The organism is Fulvivirga ligni, assembly GCF_021389935.1.
GTDB lineage: Bacteria > Bacteroidota > Bacteroidia > Cytophagales > Cyclobacteriaceae > Fulvivirga > Fulvivirga ligni.
This window is the reverse complement of sequence record NZ_CP089979.1, coordinates 4,758,748-4,778,359: the sequence shown is the minus strand read 5'-3', so window position 1 is coordinate 4,778,359 and position 19,612 is coordinate 4,758,748. Positions and strand designations below refer to the sequence as shown.

The 19,612-nt window shown below is 39.5% G+C and carries 20 protein-coding genes; 17 read left to right on the top strand and 3 right to left on the bottom strand.

The genetic code is table 11. The annotated features are described in order from the left end of the window. Positions 1-85 precede the first annotated feature (85 nt). The gene (locus tag LVD16_RS19885; RefSeq protein ID WP_233770042.1) at positions 86-1,189 is read left to right on the top strand and encodes an AI-2E family transporter; all 1,104 of its coding nucleotides are present in this window, start codon (positions 86-88) and stop codon (positions 1,187-1,189) included. Between the two features lies 1 nt (position 1,190). Here the strand turns inward: LVD16_RS19885 and LVD16_RS19880 are convergent, their stop codons facing one another. Continuing rightward, positions 1,191-1,652: a hypothetical protein gene (locus LVD16_RS19880; RefSeq protein WP_233770041.1), complete on the bottom strand. Its 462-nt coding sequence runs from the start codon at positions 1,650-1,652 to the stop codon at positions 1,191-1,193. A gap of 84 nt (positions 1,653-1,736) precedes the next feature. Continuing rightward, positions 1,737-5,984 (bottom strand): DNA polymerase III subunit alpha, encoded by a 4,248-nt coding sequence (dnaE, locus tag LVD16_RS19875; protein WP_233770040.1) that lies wholly within the window; start codon positions 5,982-5,984, stop codon positions 1,737-1,739. Between the two features lie 434 nt (positions 5,985-6,418). On the opposite strand from dnaE, the gene LVD16_RS19870 reads away from it, so the two are divergent. Genes LVD16_RS19870 through LVD16_RS19860 form a run of 3 tightly spaced genes read left to right on the top strand, consistent with a single transcriptional unit; the run spans position 6,419 to position 8,549 of the window. Further along, the gene (locus LVD16_RS19870) at positions 6,419-7,252 is read left to right on the top strand and encodes a sigma-70 family RNA polymerase sigma factor (RefSeq protein ID WP_233770039.1); all 834 of its coding nucleotides are present in this window, start codon (positions 6,419-6,421) and stop codon (positions 7,250-7,252) included. Between the two features lie 59 nt (positions 7,253-7,311). Then, entirely contained in the window at positions 7,312-7,941 is a 630-nt protein-coding gene (locus tag LVD16_RS19865; RefSeq protein WP_233770038.1) for an FMN-dependent NADH-azoreductase, read from the top strand. A gap of 14 nt (positions 7,942-7,955) precedes the next feature. Continuing rightward, entirely contained in the window at positions 7,956-8,549 is a 594-nt protein-coding gene (locus LVD16_RS19860; protein ID WP_233770037.1) for a DUF1801 domain-containing protein, read from the top strand. Positions 8,550-8,562: 13 nt separating this feature from the next. On the opposite strand, the gene LVD16_RS19855 is transcribed toward LVD16_RS19860, so the two are convergent. Further along, the gene (locus LVD16_RS19855; RefSeq protein ID WP_233770036.1) at positions 8,563-9,555 is read right to left on the bottom strand and encodes a GlxA family transcriptional regulator; all 993 of its coding nucleotides are present in this window, start codon (positions 9,553-9,555) and stop codon (positions 8,563-8,565) included. 153 nt (positions 9,556-9,708) lie between these two features. On the opposite strand from LVD16_RS19855, the gene LVD16_RS19850 reads away from it, so the two are divergent. The 13 genes from LVD16_RS19850 to LVD16_RS19790 all read left to right on the top strand — a co-directional run bounded on the left by LVD16_RS19850 (position 9,709) and on the right by LVD16_RS19790 (position 19,597). Further along, positions 9,709-10,176, top strand: coding sequence for an SRPBCC family protein (locus LVD16_RS19850; RefSeq protein WP_233770035.1), 468 nt, complete (start codon positions 9,709-9,711; stop codon positions 10,174-10,176). Between the two features lie 39 nt (positions 10,177-10,215). Further along, positions 10,216-10,734, top strand: coding sequence for an SRPBCC family protein (locus LVD16_RS19845; RefSeq protein WP_233770034.1), 519 nt, complete (start codon positions 10,216-10,218; stop codon positions 10,732-10,734). A gap of 99 nt (positions 10,735-10,833) precedes the next feature. Continuing rightward, on the top strand, positions 10,834-11,538 hold the full coding sequence (locus LVD16_RS19840) for a metallophosphoesterase family protein (protein WP_233770033.1): 705 nt from the start codon (positions 10,834-10,836) through the stop codon (positions 11,536-11,538). A gap of 138 nt (positions 11,539-11,676) precedes the next feature. Then, on the top strand, positions 11,677-12,633 hold the full coding sequence (locus LVD16_RS19835; RefSeq protein ID WP_233770032.1) for an NAD(P)-dependent alcohol dehydrogenase: 957 nt from the start codon (positions 11,677-11,679) through the stop codon (positions 12,631-12,633). A 79-nt stretch (positions 12,634-12,712) separates the two neighbouring features. Next, positions 12,713-13,036, top strand: coding sequence for a hypothetical protein (locus LVD16_RS19830; protein WP_233770031.1), 324 nt, complete (start codon positions 12,713-12,715; stop codon positions 13,034-13,036). 136 nt (positions 13,037-13,172) lie between these two features. Next, on the top strand, positions 13,173-14,033 hold the full coding sequence (locus tag LVD16_RS19825) for a serine hydrolase domain-containing protein (protein ID WP_233770030.1): 861 nt from the start codon (positions 13,173-13,175) through the stop codon (positions 14,031-14,033). Position 14,034: 1 nt separating this feature from the next. Next, positions 14,035-14,322 (top strand): serine hydrolase domain-containing protein, encoded by a 288-nt coding sequence (locus LVD16_RS19820; RefSeq protein ID WP_233770029.1) that lies wholly within the window; start codon positions 14,035-14,037, stop codon positions 14,320-14,322. Between the two features lie 14 nt (positions 14,323-14,336). Continuing rightward, positions 14,337-14,825: a hypothetical protein gene (locus LVD16_RS19815; RefSeq protein ID WP_233770028.1), complete on the top strand. Its 489-nt coding sequence runs from the start codon at positions 14,337-14,339 to the stop codon at positions 14,823-14,825. 125 nt (positions 14,826-14,950) lie between these two features. Continuing rightward, entirely contained in the window at positions 14,951-15,661 is a 711-nt protein-coding gene (locus tag LVD16_RS19810) for a CPBP family intramembrane glutamic endopeptidase (protein ID WP_233770027.1), read from the top strand. Positions 15,662-15,716: 55 nt separating this feature from the next. Beyond that, positions 15,717-17,183 (top strand): serine hydrolase domain-containing protein, encoded by a 1,467-nt coding sequence (locus tag LVD16_RS19805; RefSeq protein WP_233770026.1) that lies wholly within the window; start codon positions 15,717-15,719, stop codon positions 17,181-17,183. After that, positions 17,176-17,751, top strand: a complete 576-nt coding sequence (locus LVD16_RS19800; protein WP_233770025.1) for a Crp/Fnr family transcriptional regulator — start codon at positions 17,176-17,178, stop codon at positions 17,749-17,751. Before LVD16_RS19805 ends, LVD16_RS19800 begins: the two co-directional genes overlap by 8 nt. A 75-nt stretch (positions 17,752-17,826) precedes the next feature. Next, positions 17,827-18,492, top strand: coding sequence for a DUF8737 domain-containing protein (locus tag LVD16_RS19795; RefSeq protein WP_233770024.1), 666 nt, complete (start codon positions 17,827-17,829; stop codon positions 18,490-18,492). A gap of 124 nt (positions 18,493-18,616) precedes the next feature. Further along, positions 18,617-19,597, top strand: a complete 981-nt coding sequence (locus LVD16_RS19790; protein ID WP_233770023.1) for a Gfo/Idh/MocA family protein — start codon at positions 18,617-18,619, stop codon at positions 19,595-19,597. Positions 19,598-19,612 lie beyond the last annotated feature (15 nt).

The following is a 19,612-nucleotide window of genomic DNA, read 5'->3' as shown; positions in this document are numbered from 1 at the left end:
GTTTGATACTCATAATTATTATCAATGGTCTCATAGCATACATTTATCAGATAAAACACTAACAGCGTAACAGTGTTTGTATGCTATGAAACGCGACAACTCCTTCCTTTACAGGGTTACAGTTATTCTATTGTTGATCAGTTTATCTCTTGGTTTATTAGTCGTAGCCAGAGATTTTTTATATCCCATTTGTCTGGGGATGTTATTTTCATTTCTAATCTATCCCTTTGCCAGGTTGCTTGAAAAGGCTGGTCTGCCAAGAGTGCCGGCAACCTTGCTATCGATCATTTCAGGGATTTTGATTTTTGCAGCGGGAATGTTCTTGCTTTATAAGCAAGCGATTGTCTTTGTGGAAGATTTTCCTAAACTCAAGCATCAGGCCTTGGTTAATATCAATCATTTGCAATTGCAGATAGATGAGCTGACAGGAGTGTCAGGAGAGCCTCAGAGATGGTGGCTGAGAGATAAAGTTGCTGCCATCTTTAACAACAGCGGTAATATGATGGAGACAGTATTCAATGCTACCACCGGTACCGTGGTGAAGATGGGACTGCAGCCAGTATTCATTTTCTTTATGCTTTATTACCGTGATCGTTTTCGCAAGTTTATGTTTCTGGTGGCGGGTAAAAAGCACAAATACAAAATGGGTAAGATTCTCTTAGAGGTATCAGAAATTACCAAGAGTTATATAGGCGGAGTATTTATAGTAGTAACTATCTTATGTTTTCTGAATTCTATTGGCTTGATGATTATTGGTGTAGAGTACGCCATCATGTTTGGTATTCTCAGTGCTGTGATGAATTTTATACCTTATTTCGGTACTCTAATTGGTGCTGCCATTCCATTGGCTTATACATTGGTATCTGATGAGCCAGGCAACGCCATCGGTGTCATTATCCTATTCATCATTATCCAGTTTTTAGAGAATAACATTCTCACACCAGGAATTACCGGCGGTAGGGTAGCAATAAATCCTCTATTTACTATTCTTGTGATTATAGCCGGAGGTATGATATGGGGCGTGCCAGGCATGTTCATGAGCGTACCTTTTGCAGGCATGTTCAAGGTAGTTTGTTACCACTATAAATCATTAAGGCCCCTCGCTTTTGTTATGTCCAAAAACAAAGGGGCTGACTTGGGCCGGCGCATGCAAATGCTGAAAAATTGGATTAAACGAAAGGCGGACTAACTTATGAGCTGGTATATCTTGCCGTTAGCACGTTAATGTCATTTTCATTTGTCCAATAGATGTTGATGATCCACCATCTTCTGCTATCAAAAAGCAGCTGTATGCTGTTTATTCCTCTTGTGAATGGAACATCATCGTCTTGGTGTTTCCTGGATTCATAGGTGCTGAAAACATGAGTTAGTGTACCAAAAGTTTCCGTAATCCTGTGTACCTCCTTTTCGAAGAAACTGTTGGTTTCAAGGAAATCTCTTGAAGAAGATATGTACTCTTCAGGGCTGAGGTAGCGACAACTGATCTCGCCATTTTCTCTTTTGCCTGAAGGGATGAGTTTAGCATCTTTATGGAATAGATGCTTGAATAAATCCCAATCTATAGGTTTACCCTGGTTGCCTGATAAAATATTATAAACAGCACCAATGATATTGTCTAACGAATCGACAAATTTCGTATACTTTTCCTCCATCTGGTTTTTAGGTGTTTCTTAAAGCCCAACCTTTTTACGAGTTGTTATAGATTAATTCATACTTCGGGAGATATGTAACTACTTTTATACCATAACTCTGCATTGAAGCTCTGGTATGTCCTTTATCTCCTTCATCATTTCATTACTAGGATTTACCTTGTATTTCCTAGACATAAGCTCAACTCCGATATTTTCATGAGTGTCTACCAGGTTTAAATGGAAGGTGCATTCTCCCCGATATTGCTCACAAATACTCTCTAATTTTAATACGATCTCTTCTGTGATCTCTTCCAGCTTAACGTTAATCATTACGCCTTTAGTCTTTTTATCACGAAGATCATTTAATAATTCTATAGTTCTTATCTTGAATTCCAGACTCTTATCACCCCAGCGACGCTCTGTAGCGCTACCTTGAATGTATAAGAACCAACCTTGCATCAAATACTCCTTGAACTTGATGTAATCATCACCAAAGAGGAAGAAGGTGAAATTACCGTTGTAGTCCTCCATGGTTAATGTACCAAACGGTTTACCACCTTTAGTTGTTCTATGTGCAAAAGACGATACCACACCAGCTATCCTCACTTCTTTTCCAGTGAGTTGTGTCAAGTCATTGAGCTGGTTCAGTTCTGTGTTGCAGAAGCTTTCTATTTCAAAAGCAAAATCATCTAACGGGTGGCCGGAGATATAGAGTCCTACCACATCTTTTTCGATGTTCAATTTCTCTATTTCGCCGAAAGGCTCCATGTTAGGAATCTTCGGCTTAGGAGTATCCACACCGGAATCGCCACCAAATAGGCTGGCCTGAGAGCTCTCGGCCTCCATTTGCATTTTGTTGGCATACTTAATAACCTTCTCAATCAGCGTTTGGTCGCCTTCAGGAGCTTGCAAGTATTGGCGTCTGTGGAACTCTTCAAAACAGTCGAAAGCACCGGACATGGCTAGGCATTCGAAGGTTTTCTTGTTTACTGTTCTCAGGTTGATGCGTTCAGCAAAATCAAAAATATCTTTAAAAGGGCCATTGGCTTCTCTTTCCTGAATAATGGATTCTACTGCTGCTTCACCACTACCTTTGATGGCACCTAGTCCAAAGCGAATTTCGCCATCTTCGTTCACCGCAAAGTTTACCGCTGACTGATTGATATGTGGACCTAATACCTTGATACTTTGATTTCTACATTCTTCCATGAAGAACGTTACCTTTTCTATGTTACTCTGGTTATGAGTAAGCACGGCTGCCATATATTCTGCCGGGTAATGGGCTTTCAGGTAAGCCGTTTGATAGGCTACAAGGGAGTAACAAGTAGAGTGTGATTTGTTAAAGGCGTAAGCGGCAAAGGCTTCCCAGTCTTTCCATACTTTTTCAAGTATTTTAGGATCGTGGCCCTTTTCTTTACCTCCTTCTACAAACTTAGGTTTCAGCTTTTCCAGTAAGGCAAAGATTTTCTTACCCATGGCCTTACGCAGAACGTCCGCATCACCTTTGGAGAAGCCAGCCAGCTTCTGGCTCAGAAGCATTACTTGCTCCTGATATACCGTAATTCCGTAGGTTTCAGCCAGATATTCTGACATATCGTCTATGTCATAAGTAATCTCTTCATCACCATGCTTTCTGGCGATAAAGTTTGGAATATATTCCATCGGCCCCGGACGATACAGGGCGTTCATGGCTATAAGGTCTTCAAATTTATCGGGCTTCAGGGCGCGAAGGTGCTTCTGCATACCCGGAGACTCAAACTGGAATGTACCGTTGGTTTCTCCTCGCTGGTAGAGCTCATAAGTCTTGGTGTCTTCCAGGGAGATGGTGTCAATATCTATCTCTATGCCATGGCGCTTTTTAACATTGGCAATGGCCGATTTTATAATGGTAAGTGTTTTTAGACCCAAGAAGTCCATCTTCAACATACCTGCATTCTCTACTACACTGTTATCAAACTGTGTGATAAGCATAGGAGAGTCCTTAGCCGTAGATACCGGGATGAACTTAGTAAGGTCATCAGGCGTAATGATCACACCACAGGCATGAGTACCAGTACTTCTTACCGATCCTTCCAGAATTTTGGCCTGGTTCAATACCTTGGCTTTCAGGTCTTTTCCATGGCGCATCTGTTCCAACTCCTTTACTTCTTTAAAGGCTTTGTCGAGCGATGTTCCGGGCTTTTCAGGTATCAATTTCGCCAGATCGTTGGCTTCAGCCAAAGAAAGCTCCATTACACGGGCAGCATCTCTAATGGATGATTTGGCCGCCATGGTACCATATGTAATGATCTGGGCTACCTGATTTCGACCATATTTATCAATTACGTATTGAATGACGCTTTCACGACCTTCATCATCAAAGTCAATATCAATATCGGGAAGTGATACCCTGTCTGGATTCAGGAATCTCTCAAAAAGTAGGTCGTATGCAATAGGATCGACATTGGTAATTCCGATACAGTAGGCTACGGCCGAACCAGCCGCTGAACCCCTTCCGGGACCTACTGAAACGCCAATCTCCCGGGCCTTACTGGTAAAATCCTGTACAATAAGGAAATAACCAGGATAACCGGTGTTTTCAATAGTCTGCAGCTCAAAGTCTAGACGCTCGCGAATTTCATCGGTGATCTCTTCATATCTTTTGTTCGCTCCTTCGTAAGTAAGATGTCTTAAAAAGGCATTTTCACCTCTTTTACCACCATCTTTTTCATCATCAGGATGCTTGAACTGCTCTGGTATGTCGAAAGCCGGGAGAAGTACATCTCTGTCTAGTTTGAAGGTTTCAATTTTATCGATGAGCTCAGAAAGGTTTTCAATGGCTTCCGGCATGTCACTGAAAATCACCTTCATCTCTTCCTGAGATTTGAAGTAGAACTGGTCATTTGGGAAACCAAATCGGAAGCCTCGTCCTCGCCCAATTGGGGTGGACTTCATTTCACCTTCTTTTACACAAAGCAGTACGTCATGTGCTTCAGAGTCTTTCTGGTTGATGTAGTATACATCATTGGCCGCTATTACCTTTACATGGTATTTTCTAGCGAAGTCCAATAGTACTTCATTAACACGGTTCTCTTCTTCCAGCCCCTGGCCTGCCCGCTCACCATGACGGAGTAGCTCTACGTAGAAGTCTTCTTTAAATACTTCCAGGTACCACTGAAATGCTTCCTCAGCCTGGTGCTCACCTACGTTAAGAATCAGGTTAGGTACTTCACATTGTAACCCACCGGTGAGGGCGATTACATCTTCAGAATATTCCTTGATCAGGTCTTTATCAATACGCGGATAAATACCATAAAGACCTTCCATATAAGCTAAGGAGCTTAGTTTGGCCAGGTTATGGTATCCCTTCTTGTTTTTGGCAATGAGTACCTGATTAAATCTTTTATCGGGATTGTCTTTAGTAAATTTTAGTTTGGTTCTTTCTTCAGCTACATAAAATTCACAACCAACAATCGGCTTTATTTCATTGGCTATAGCCTCACGCACAAACTTGAAGGCACCGAACATGTTACCCAAATCGGTGAGTGCTACAGCCGGCATATTATATTCTTTCGCCTTGGCTACCAGACCTTTAATGTCGGGAACGGCCTGTAGTACAGAGAACTGCGTATGCACGTGCATGTGTACAAACGGCTTATCTATTTTCTGGGCAGCCGCTTTATCACCACCATAGGTAACGGTTTTTTTCTTTTCTGATTTAGAAAAGTTGGCTTCGTCCAGCTTCGGCGCTTCGTAGATTACTTCTTCTACCGGAATGTCATTGATGGTAGGTACTACTTTCTCGGTGATTAGGCCGAAAAAACATTTTGCGGTAGCGTCAACGTCATATGCAGCATCGTGAGCATCGCCAAAACCAACACCAAAGAGCTTTTCGTGTAGCTCTATTAGTTTTGGAGCCTTGAGCCTACCACCTATACCACCTTGCAGCTGACAAAACTCTTTAGATACTTCAGAAGTATCTATCTTTTCCTTTTCCTGAAGTTCTTCTCCTTTAGGTAACTGATCTTTTCGAACATACTCAGTACCTACAATTTTATTATCGAACTCAATATTATGACCGACAACTATGGTAGCTCTATCGAGATCTTTAGAGAAAATATCCAGAACCTCTTTTAGGTCATGGCCCTCTTCCATAGCTCTTTTGGTAGAAATACCATGAACTTTTTCAGAGTTATAGGGAATGGTGAACCCTTCCGGCTTTACAATATAGTTATGATTAGACAGGAGCTTACCTTTCTCATCATGTAGCTGCCAAGCGAGCTGCACCAGCCTGGGCCAGTTATCCAGATCAGTGATGGGAGCACTATAACTATGCGGTAAACCTGTGGTTTCGGTATCAAAAACTATATACATTCAAAAAAGGAAGCTAGTGGTTATCAATCGTTGCCCATAGCGGCTGGGCGGATTACAAAAATAGTAATTAGTAGGTAGTATTGAGTATATTTTAGTAGATAGATTTTAGTAAATAGTATTGAGATTTTAGTAATGAGATGGGAGGATTGAGTATATAGTAATTGGAAGTGAGTAATGAGTATATAGCTTATCATTACTTTGGCTGTAGCTTTCTTCTCTCTCGTCACTGTGACCCTAGCTCTTCTCTCCCTCGTCACTCCGGCCGTAGCCTTTTCCTCTCGTCACTCCGGCCGCAGCGCAGCGTAGAGCCGGAGTCTTACCGTTCAGCCCATCAACCCTAACCAAGACCCATTATCCAAACATCCACCAACAAAACCCCCGCAACCTTTGTCACGTTTTTACCCACTAAATTGTCACTATCATAAAACTTGATTTTGAACTACGAGAACTACCGCCACAGGCTGTTTCCATTCGCTTATAACATATTAGGCTCTGCGGAAGATGCAAAGGATGCTATTCAGGATGTGCTGATAAAATATCATGCTCTTGATAAGGAGGATATCCGTAATGAAGAGGGGTTTCTGATCAAACTTACGGTGAATCATGCTATTAATCTGAAGAATAGGAAGAGCAAAATGATAGCGGATAAAGTATGGCTTCCTGAGCCGGTTTCTACTGAAAACATGGCCTTTAACATTGATCGGGAGATGATTCTGTCTTATTCTTTATTGGTGCTGCTGGAGAAGTTAACGGCCAGGGAACGGGCTGTATTTGTATTAAAAGAGGCCTTTGATTATTCTCATCAGGAAATGGCTGAGACTTTTGGATTTTCGGTGGAAAACTCACGAAAGCTACTCAGCCGTGCGAAAAGTAAGCTGACCGATTATAAAACTGAGAGGCGATTCAACAAGCCAGTGGATAATTCCTTCATAGAAAAATATGTATATGCTATGAAGGAGGCCGATATTGACGCCCTAGAGAAACTGTTATCAGAAGATATATTATTGGCTGCCGATGGTGGTGAAGACATTAAGGTGGTGAGAGAACTGACTACCGGCGTTAGGGCTGCTTCTAAATTATTACTTTATGTGTACAAGGCGTTTTTAAATGGATTGGAATTTAAGGTAGGACAAGTAAACCACCAGCCCGCTATTTTCTTTTATCAAAATGGTGGATTATATAACTGTCAGGTGTTTGAAGTGGAAGCCGGAAAGATTAAAGGCATTTATTCCATTATTGACCCGAGTAAGCTGGGGCAAGAGGTTTAACCAGTGTCACGTTTTTTATGATGTGTTTGTCATTCTATCGAACTTTTAAAAATCATAGAATGAAAACATTACTAAGAATTGATTGCAGTGCTCGAACTGAGGGCTCACATTCGCGGTCGCTAGCCGATTATTTTGAGGAAAATTGGAGAGCGGTTAATCCTGAGGCAAAGGTGAAATACCGGGATTTGGCTATGCAGAGTTTGCCTCATATCCAAAACAAAACCATTGAAGGCTTTTTCACGCCACAAGAGTACATGACAGCTGAACTAAGAGATGCCCTGGCCTTATCAGATGAATTGATAGAAGAGTTGGTCACCGCAGATGAAGTGCTGATCAGCAGTCCGTTATATAATTTAAATGTACCTTCTTGCCTTAAAGCCTACCTGGATCAGGTGGTGAGGATTGGGCGAACTTTTGGTATGAACGAAAAAGGCTATTATGGTCTTTTGAATGATAAAACAGCTCATGTTGTAACGGTGAAAGGTGGAGCTTATAGAGGCACACCCATGGAACAGTTAGATTTTCAGGAACAGTATCTTCAGGTAATTTTAAGGCATATGGGAATTGTGGAGCAGAATCATTTTTCATTGGAGGGAACTACCGATGCCAATATTTTGAAGAAAAATGAACTGGTGACCAAAGGCAAGATTGATGCTTTGTTTCAACGGCAAATTTTGCAAACTGGCTAACTATTCATGATTTATTGAGCGTCACTCCGGCCGTAGCGCAGCGAAGAGCCGGAGTCTCTACTATTCAGTACTTCCAAACCAATGACGCAATCGACCTTCAGATTGCTGCATTAAGCACGTTTGAAGCATGGATGTCTTATTATCTTTGTTTTAATAATTATACCAGACTTATGAACACAGAATCCCAAATCACAGCATACCTTAAATCACAGCCTGAATCAACGGCTGGTGAAATGCAGAAGCTGCACGATATTATCCTGGAAATGATGCCAGGAGCTCCACTTTGGTTTCTAGATGGTAAGAATGATGAAGGAAAGGTGGTTTCTAATCCAAGTATAGGCTATGGTGCTTACACCATTCATTATGCTAATGGCAAAACGCGAGATTTTTATCAAATAGGAATGAGTGCTAACACCACCGGAATATCTATTTATATTATGGGGTTAGATGATAAAAAGTATCTGGCCAATAACTTCGGTAAAAGTATAGGTAAAGCAAAGGTTACGGGCTATTGCATTCATTTTAAGTCGCTGGAAGTGATTGACTTAGAGGTATTGAAGGAAGCAATTCATGCCGGAATCAAATTCCATCAAAATGTTGAAAACTGAGAGCTTAAGTAGGTTAAGCGCCTACAATCAAAGCTTTTTCCTTATTGTATTTCATTCGATAATCGATAGGACTTAGTCCGGTTATTTTGCTGAACACCTCTCTAAACGCCTTCGTGTCATTATAGCCGACCTCATACATGACTTCGCTAATGTTTTGTCTTGTGTTTTCAAAGGCTTTTTTTGCTGCTTCCACCTTTACATGCTGTAAATATTCCAGAGGGGTGAAGCTAGTAGCTTTTTTAAATCTGCGGTCAAAGCTGCGCCTGCCTATACTATAGCGCGATGCGAGAGAGTCAATTGAAAACTTTTCCTGGTAGTTTTCTTCCAGGTATTGTTGTGCCTCCTGTATCACAAGGTCATCATGTAGTTTCTGACCATTGAATATGGAGAATTCAGATTGAGTGTTTCTTGAAACATCAATTTGAAAAACTTTAGCACAGAATAAAGCGATTTCTCTTCCATAAAATTTCTCAATCAGATACAAGGCCAGGTTGAGAAATGAGAAGCCGCCACCATTAGTGTAGATGCCATTTTCATCAGTAATCAACATTTCTGGTTGCAAGTTGATTGCCGGAAACATAAGACGAAAATCTTCGGCCACGGACCAGTGGGTGGAGCAACTTTTGCCAGACATAATACCTGTCGCCGCCAATATGAAGGCTCCTGTGCAGATGCTCGCTATTTCAGATCCTTTTTTGTATTGAGTTCTTACCCAGGCAATTAATTCATCATTTCCTTCAAGGGCCTTTTTGAAGTTATGATTTAATGAAGGTATAATGATAAGGTCGGCCTGATCTATTTCGCTAATATATTTTTGAATATTAACAGTAAAAAGACTACCATGAAAATCTACATGTTTACTTGTGCCGGCCAGAATTATATTGAACATAGGCTCCTGGCCTTGCTTTTCCATACAGGTGTTTGCCCTGTCAAAGATTTTATAAGTACCTACAATGCTGCTCAGATTGTTCTGCCCATTAGGTACAAGTATAACTAGCGTCTTCATAGATTTTTTTAACAAAGATAAAAGAATGTGTTGTCTGATTCAACCCTCAAAGATGTCTATATATACCATTTTAAGTGGTGAATTAGGACGCTACATTTGTCATATTTGAAATTGCCAGGCATAAAATTGAACCATTTTAAAAAATCAACTGATATGCAAACACAAGATCTAAAAACACAGAAACAAGGAGCCCGCGTGGCTGACAGTTTCACCTATAGTTTTGAAAGCCCTCAGTCGGCTCATGAAGTATTTGAGTTTGTAAGAAATGTAAGGAACTGGTGGGTAGGAATTTTTGATGAAACCATCACGGGTAATAGCCAGAATTTAGGTGATGAATTTGAGTTCCTGGCAGGAGATGGTGTGCATAAAACCAAGCAAAAGCTGGCATTACTGCAGCAAGATGAGAAAGTGATGTGGGAAGTGCTTGAATGCAGGCTCAGTTTTTTATCAAAAATGGATGAATGGATAGGTACTCATTTCGGCTTTGAGATAGCTGATTTGGGTGAGAAAACAAAAGTGACATTTATCCATGATGGTCTGGTGCCAAAATTTGAATGTTATGGTAACTGTTCAGGTGCCTGGACTCAATACTTAAATGCTCTAAAATCTAAGCTCAGTTAATCTTTCTTCACAATTCATAAATTAAAAAACTAACATCCTATGGAACAATCAATAGTAAAGGATAAAAAGCAAAAAGATAATTATACCATAAGTATAGAGGTAAGTCAAACTCCTCAAGAGGTTTATGACGCTATTAATAATGTACGTGCCTGGTGGTCAGAGGAAATTGAGGGACCAACGGATGAGCTGAATAGGGAATGGTTTTACCATTATAAGGATATCCATCTTTGCAAGATGAAAGTGGTAGACCTTCAGCCGGGCCAAAAAGTGGTTTGGGAAGTGATTGAAAATAGTTTTCAATTTGTAGATGACGAAAATGAATGGGTGGGAAACCATCTGATCTTCAATATTGAAGCATTAGAGCATGGCACTAAACTTACCTTTACACAGGAAGGACTCACAGCATTTAATGAATGTTTTAATGTGTGCCGAGATGGTTGGAATAACTATGTTGGAAACAGCTTATATAAGTTGATAACCACCGGAAAAGGTGAGCCTAATCCGAAAGAAGGTGACGGATATAATAAAGAACTAGCCGATAAATGGCACCTTAATTAGCATTTAATGAGAAGGTTATGAGAGCTAAACGAGAAGCTGTATTTCTAACGGCTTCTTGTTTATATTTGAAGGAAATTCAAACTAATAACCTAAATCCCTTTGAAAACTATAGCTTTCGTTTCCGACATACATTTTGATGAACAATTTCCGATAGATCAGGGCGTAAATGCTCAACAAAATTGGGATAAGATTTTAGAAAGCCTTCATAGTAAGGGAATTAAGGAAGTGGTTTTTGGAGGAGATATTGGTGCTGCCAGTTCTCATGAACTCTTTTTTGATTCTCTAAAGGCTTTTTCTACTCATATTATTTTGGGTAATCATGATGAATTTGCTGAGGTTTCTAAGCATTATAATCCCTGTAACCAAAGCAACGAAATCTATTATGAAATGGAAGATGACCACTTCAAATACCTCTTTATGGATTCATCTTCTGAGAAAATTAGCCAAGAACAGCTCAATTGGCTGAAAACTGCCGTTGAAACGAACAAGTCAGTGTTGTTATTTGTGCACCATCCTGTGTTGCCAGTAAAGACAAAGATCGACGAAATGTATCCGTTACATAATAGATCTGAAGTGAAAGCTATTCTAAATGCTGCAGAAACGGATATAACCATTTTTTGTGGTCATTACCACATGAACGACGAGCAACAAAAGGGTAATATTAAACAGGTGATTACTCATGCTGGTTCCTACCAAATTTTGAAAGATGCCCCTGAAATAGCAGTGTCAAATTCAACCTTTGGGTATCGGATAATTAATATAGTCGGTAGTAAAATTGAGTCTACAGAAATTGTGACACTCTAATCATCGAAAATCCATTAACACTTATTAGATATAGAACCAATACTTGGTTTAGCTCGTATTCATTTGTAGATTAAAATGTTATAGACGTGCATTTGCTTTAAGGAGCAGTGCTATAAAGGTGATTTACATATGCTACAAATGAAAGCGGCAGTTAGAAGGGAATATGGAGATTCCGATCAGATTAATCTGGAAACTATCAATATTCCAGTCCCTAAAGCAAATCAAGTGTTAGTGAAGGTTCATGCTACCACGGTTAACCGTACAGATTGTGCCAACCTTACCGCTAAGCCTTTCATTATGCGTTTCGTCCTGGGTTTTTCTAAGCCGAGAAAGATAGTTATTGGAACTGATTTTTCAGGAGAGGTGATGAAAGTTGGAGAGGATGTCACCTCAGTAAAAGTTGGGGATCGTGTTTTTGGTTTTACTGATACAGGTTCACAATCTCAGGCAGAAGGAGTATTGGTAAATGAGGATGACGTATTTTTAATTCCAAAGCAACTAGATTATAAAAACGCCGCTGCAAGTCTGGAGGGAGCACATTATGCCTACACCTTCATTCACAAAGTAAATATTCAGCCAGGTCAGAAGATACTGATTAACGGAGCTACAGGAGCTATTGGATCAGCCTTGCTGCAGTTTGTAAAACAGTATGATGTGCAGGTGACTGTCACCTGCAATACTAAGAACATAGATCTTATGAAATCATTGGGAGCAGATAAGGTTATTGATTACACCAAGGCCGATTTCACGAAAGACGATGATAGATACGATTTCATTTTTGATTCGGTGGGTAAAAGCAGATTAAAGAAGTGTAAGCCGCTATTAAAAAAGAAAGGCATTTATATATCCTCTGAACTAGGGCCAAATGCAGAGAACGTGTTTTATGCTCTTGTTTCTCCATTTATGAAGAATAAAGTGGTGTTCCCAGTACCTTACAATAAGAAAAAGACCATTCCATATATTACAAAGTTGCTGGGAGCTGGAAAATTCAAACCCGTTATTGATCGGGAGTTCCATCTGGAAAAAATAGCTGAGGCTTATGATTACGTAATGAAGGGGCAGAAAACGGGTAATGTAGTCTTAACTATGGTTTAAGTATAAAGAGTTTGGAAAAGGCAGTGAATATCATTTATCTTTAAATTATATTTATCCTTTACTAATTGTAATTTATCCGATGAAATCATTCAAATTCTTGCTCTTAGCGATATGCTTTTGTTTATCAGTTTCCGCATTAGCACAGAATAATACTAAAGCTGATCAGTCTGATTCTGTTCATCTTGTACTTTCCTTTGTAATAAAGAAAGACGGTAGTTTATCCAAATTCAAAGTGAAGAAAATGGATTGTGAAGGTTGCTCCAAAGCCACCAAGGAAAGTTATGAGAAGGAAGCAATTAGAGTAGTGAAGGAAAAAGGACCTTGGAATAAGCCTGAAAATCCTGTTCGGATAGTTATGCCAGTTGCTTTTAAATTAAATGATATTGACCCTGATCAGGAGTAGGGCATAACTATACTACCTGAAAAGTATCAAGTTTATATATTGTTCTGATTATTTGGACGTTACCTTAGTCAGGAAATAGCGGGTTGAGCGAAGTGATGGTGAGACGTTTCCTTAATTAGATTCATCATACATTTCCATGAAATACATCATTCTGGTTCTCATTTGTTTTGTATCTCAATACATTTTCGCTCAGAAAAATACCGGAGAGCTACCCTTACCTGTACAGAAGAAGGTCGATTCGCTGTTTGCATCTTTTGATCATTTAAATACACCGGGCTACGCTATAGGAATCTCAAAGGGTGCGAAGACACTTTATAAAAAAGGTTATGGTTCAGCCAATTTGGATTATAAAATTGCTATTGAAACGAACTCAGCTTTTAGTATTGCCTCAGTTTCGAAGCAATTTACAGCGGCTTGCATTGCTCTTTTGATATTGGATGGAAAGCTTACATTAGAAACTCCTGTCTCTAAGTTTGTTCCCGAATTAAATAAGTATGCGGATACCATTCGGATTAAGCACTTGATCTATAACACAAGTGGTATTACTGACTATCATAAGCTAAAAAGACCGGGAGGAAAGTCATGGGTCACCTTCAATTACTTTGATACTGATGAATGTATAGCTACTTCATTAGCCGTTGATACTCTACAGTTTAAGCCGGGAGATCAATGGGATTATTGTAATGTAAACTTCATGTTGCTCACCAAAGTAGTAGAGGAAATTAGTGGTCTTCCATTCAGCGAATTTGCTAAAAAACGACTATTTGAGCCTCTAGGGATGCTCAATACGATTATTAATGATGATGCCACTCAGATAGTGAAGAATAGAGTGACCCCATATAATCCTAGAAATGCGAGATATGTAGAGGGCTATAAGGAATATGGAATCCAACTAAAGGAGGAGGGAGAATACATCCAGCACCCAAGAATATCGCCTCATTATGGTGGAAGCGGGGTAATTAGCACCATAGATGATCTTCTAAAAGTGGAGCGTTAATATGACGACTCTGGAGTTTGGAGGACAGCCATTTTACGATCTAATGCACCAGACCATTAAGTTTAATCATGATCGGGATAACCAGGCTTTTGGTCTGTATATCAGCGAGTTCAGAGGACATAAGATAGTAGCGTGGGATGGTGGCGATTGGGGTATTAGCGCTCAGCTGCTCAGATTTCCTGACGAAGGTATTGCTATCGTAGTTCTCTCTAACCTGGGTTCAGGTGAAGCCTTTCGAAAAGCTAACAGCATTGCAGATATACTCATAGATGAAGGAATTTTAAAATGATAAATACTAAGCCTATGAAATTCAACCTATCTTTTTTGATGATATTCTTAATAGCCAGTGCCGGTTATACGCAGGATAGTGATAATGATCTTGCCACAATTGATGGGACTATCAAAGAATTACTAGACCAAATCACTATTGAACCAGGAGAGAAAATGGATACCGCAGCCATTAGGTCTCTATTTCATCCTTCGGCAATTCTTACTGTGGCTGATTCTTCTAACGCAGAAACGGTGTCTCTCAATGATTTTCTAGTTCTGCTTAAGGATCCATATTATGAAGAGGGCTACACGGAGCGAGAAATCTACAATACCGTTGATGAGTACAAAGGTGTGGCGCATGTCTTTCAAAGTTTTTATGGTAAGGACTCTGAAGGGCAGGAGGAACGCGGTATGAATAGTTATCAGCTAACTTATTACCAGGGGCAGTGGAGGATTGTCAGTCTTCTTTGGTGCGTAGAGCCAGAGGGCTATCCAATTCCGGCGAAATACCTGGGAAAATGATAAGTTGAAATGAAGAATCTTGCTCTCAGATAATAAATTTTGTGAAAGTGCTCTGCGGAGATGACGGGACTGCTGCTTTCAATAACTTGCGGCTTAAACAAATATCCATACCAGACCAAATTCGCATGTCCACTAAGATTTTAAATCAGGATTTTTCTCTTCAAAACAGAATATCAGCTTTTATTCAGCTTCTATTGGCCTATGCGTTTCTGTATAATCCATGGACTTCATTTCCCTATACTTTTATAATAATTATTGCGGCTGTAATCACGCTTGTCTATCTGCAGGATCGGAATTTGCAAGGCATTGGATTATCTGCGAGTTCTAATTTTCTGGACACGCTAAAGACAGTCTTAATCGCTTTCATAATTATAGAACCAATAGTAGATTTTATAATACAGCCATTGGTCAATAAGCTTACTGGCGAAGTGGTGGACTATAGCGTTTTTGATTTTATAGCGCATGATCTTAGTCAATACTTTAAATACCTGTTTTTCATCATCATCAGTGCTGGATTTGGAGAGGAGATCTTGTTTAGAGGTTTTGTTTATAGGCAGATAAACATTGTTTTACCGAATTTTAAAGGTAAAATCTTATTGATCATCGTTCTTTCCGCTATTTTGTTTAGTATACCTCATTGGTATCAAGGTCCTGGTGGTGTGATGATCACCTTTATTTTTGGTCTTGCCTTTGCCACTTTGTATGTAAAAACCAACTTCAACCTCTTGGCAACTATTCTTCTTCATAGTTTAGTGGATGGTCTATTTATAACTTTGGCCTATTTTGATAAATTAGATTATTATCAACTGGGTAATGATTTGTTTTTTGGATTTTGATAATTTTCTGTAAAATTCATGGAATAATCTTTGAGGCCACCAGCATAAACTGCTTATGAAACCTTTACCTTTTCTTATCATCATATTTGCCAGCTTTCATGTCTTTGCTCAAAATGCTGAAAGCATTAAGTCAGATTCTGTTACTGCTAGAATACAGCAGGTAGAAAATAGTCTGAGTCCTTTGGTTCAAAAGGAGGGAGAGGCCTTATGGAATTTGCAAAGTCAGATGCAAAAATACAACCTTCAGGGGCTTAGTATTGCTGTCATTAACAACTTTCAAATTGACTGGGCCAAGGGATATGGTGTAGTTGGTGAGCCTGAGAGTGAGTTGATAGATCCTGAAACACCCTTTCAGGCAGCTTCCATGAGTAAATTTGTAAATGCAGTAGCCCTAATGAAGTTAAAGGAGGAGGGTAAAGTTGATTTAGATGAGGATGTCAATGATTTTTTGAGTTCGTGGCATCTTAATTATGACAGTTCCATCAGCACCAGCCCAATCACTCTTAGGCAGCTTTTGAGTCATACCTCTGGTCTTTCAACTCATGGCTTTCCAGGGTATAAGGATGGTGATAAATTGCCAACCATTGTTGAGGTATTAAATGGAGATAAGCCTGCAAATTCAGAGCCTGTGAAAATGTCAATTGCACCTTTAATCAGTTTCAAATACTCCGGCGGAGGCACTATGATCGCTCAGTTGCTACTAGAAGATGTAACGGGTCAACCTTATGAGCAGTATCTGGCTGATCATGTCCTGGGGCCAGCAGATATGAGAAATTCATTCTATTCAATTCAACCCTCAAAATATCCTGAACAGGTGGCTTTAGCCCACGATCCATCAGGAAAAACATTGAAAAATGGTTATAATATTTACCCTGAATCCGCGGCAGCAGGTTTATGGACTACACCCACGGATCTGGCTAAGCTGATTATTCAATTTCAACAGAGTTATAAGGGCAAGTCAAAGCAATTGTTGTTACAAAGTTCTGCAGTTGATATGACCAAGCCAGTATTAGAGAATGGTATCACTGCGCTGGGTATGTTTATAGAAGTGGAGGAAAACGAACTTTATTTGCAGCACTCCGGAGCTAATAGAGGGTTTAGAGGTAAGTTCTTCTTTAGTCCGGAAAGCGGTAAAGGTGTGGTTGTGATGATTAATGGTACTGACACAAATATTATTGATGAGATTATCCGAAGTGTAGCTTACACCTACAAATGGCCAGGCTTTCTAAAATTTGAGGCCATAAAAGAACTGAGTTATACTTCATCTGAACTAAAAAGATTTACTGGTACCTACACGTTAGGTAAAAGGAAAATGACAGTAGAATTGAAGAAAGATAAATTGATGGTTTCTGAAAAGAAGAAATGGAGCTCCCCGATAACTCCTTTACAGGAAAATGTATTTGTAGCCGACCATATAAAGCCGAAAACCACAATAACTTTTTCGAGTGATGAAAATGATAAAATCAACAAATTAATAGTAAATCAAGGTGGAATCTTTGAATGGACAAAAGTTAATGACTGATAGAGTACCGTTAGTCAATTTCATTTTAGATACTGTAGAAATACCAAAGGTAGAAGCAGAGCAAATAGCCAGTGCTTTTCATCCCATTGAGTTTAGCACGAATGACTACATTTTAAAAGAAAATCAGGTCAGTGATGACTATATCTATCTGACGAATGGTTTGATGAGAACCTTCCTTTTAGACCTTAAAGGCAATGAAATTACCATTGACTTTTTCACGGATAACAATGTGGTGTTTGAGGTCACTTCCTTCTTTAATAGAGTGCGGTCAGAATCTAATATTCAGGCACTTACAGCATGTTCTGGATTTAGATTATCATATACTGAACTCAACACACTCTTTCATGATAGGCCTGCTTTCCGTGATTTCGGAAGAGCCATTTTGGTGAAAGAGTTTATTGCCTCTAAAAAGAGAAATTATGGAATGATTAACCGAACTGCCAAGGAGAGGTATCAACACCTACTTAATCATAGGCCACAAATATTACAGTATTCGCCTTTGAAATATATAGCTTCATATCTAGGTGTTACTGACAGTACATTAAGCAGACTGAGGAAGAATAAATAGCATTTCTTGCCTTTTGTCAAGTGGCTTTAAATCTGATGGTGTGAAATTCGTCTATAATTTTAAATCATTATAGATATGTCTTTTAGCACTCAAGCAGTTTTTGTAGTTACAACCATGGCCACCTTGTACTTTTTGTATATGGCATCTAAAAGTTGGAAGCTTCTAGCAGTCATAATTTCGTGGATGGTTTTAACAGCCATTTTATCACTCACTGGTTTTTACACCGACTTTGAGGCCTTTCCACCCAGGTTCTTGTTCTTACTGGCGCCCGGAGTTCTGGTTGTAATTATTTTGACATCAACCGCAAAAGGAAGGAAATTCTTCAGGTCATGGGATGTTAAATGGCTTACACTTCTCCATGTGGTGAGAATTCCCGTAGAAATAGTGCTGTTCGCTGTATATACCGCTGGTTTAATACCTGAAATCATGACCTTTAGCGGATATAACTATGATATCATTTCAGGAATATCTGCTCCTATTATCTATTATCTGGTTTTCGTGAAGAAGAGTTTAGGATACAAAGCATTATTCATGTGGAATATGGTATGCCTGGCTCTATTGGTAAATATTGTGACTATCGCAGTGCTTAGCGCACCCACTCCCTTTCAGCAACTAGCCTTTGATCAGCCAAATATTGGTGTTACTTACTTTCCATTGGTATGGTTGCCTGCTGTGGTTGTGCCTGTTGTTTTGTTGGCACATTTAGTAAGTATGCTTAAATTAAAAGTTGGGCAAATTTGAAATATTAACTGTTTGCTTGTTAGAGCCTTTCAATTTGTACTGCAATTGAGTTAATTAACCCCAAACACCCTTCATATTAAATAAATCCTTATATCTTTATTTCAGGATTAGAATGAATTGAATTATGATCAAATGGGGCGTACTCGGTACCGGAAAAATTGTAAATAAATTTCTAAAGGATTTCCAATTTGCCAGCGGCGGTAAATTGGAGGCTGTAGCCTCACGGAATTTAAGCAGAGCGCAGGAGGTGGCTGAGGAGTACGGTAATGCTAAAGCATATGGGAGCTACGAAGAATTAATGGCTGATAAAAGTGTGGATGTCATATATATCGGCACTCCGCATCATTTGCATTATGAGAATACCTTACAATGTTTAGAGGCTGGTAAAGCAGTGCTTTGTGAGAAGCCATTGTCAGTAAATGCTGATATGGTGAAAAAGATGTTTGAGAAAGCAGAGGCTCACCGCACATTTCTCATGGAGGCCATGTGGACCTATTTTTTGCCACCTATTTTGGTTGCTCAGCAGTGGGTAAAGGAGGAAGAGATAGGTGAAGTGAAAATGATTAAGGCCGATTTTGGCTTTAAAGGTACTTTTGATCCCAATCATAGATTATTTAACCCTGAAATGGCTGGAGGAGCTCTATTGGATGTAGGTATTTACCCTATAGCACTGGCTTTACTTTTTGCTAATTCAAATACTAAAAGCATTCATGCGCATGCTGTGAAGTCTAGTACTGGTGTGGATGAGGCAAACTCAGTAACCATTGAATTTGAAAATAAGATTGTTGCACATCTGTCTAGTTCTGTTACCAATCAATTTCCGAATAAAGGCTATATCTACGGTACTGAAGGTTATATTGAATTGCCAGATTTCTGGCAGACGCGCAAAGCTAAACTACATAAATATGATAGTGATGATGTGGAAGAATACGTGGATGCCAGAGAGCCATTAGGGTTTAACTATGAGATAGAAGAAGTAAATCAATGCCTCATGGATGGTAGACTTAGTAGCAAGATAATGGGGGAGGCCCAGAGTTTAAAACTCATCAAAGTAATGGATGAGGTAAGAAATCAAATAGGATTAAAATATCCTTTCGAGGTTTAACATGTGGTTCAAGAG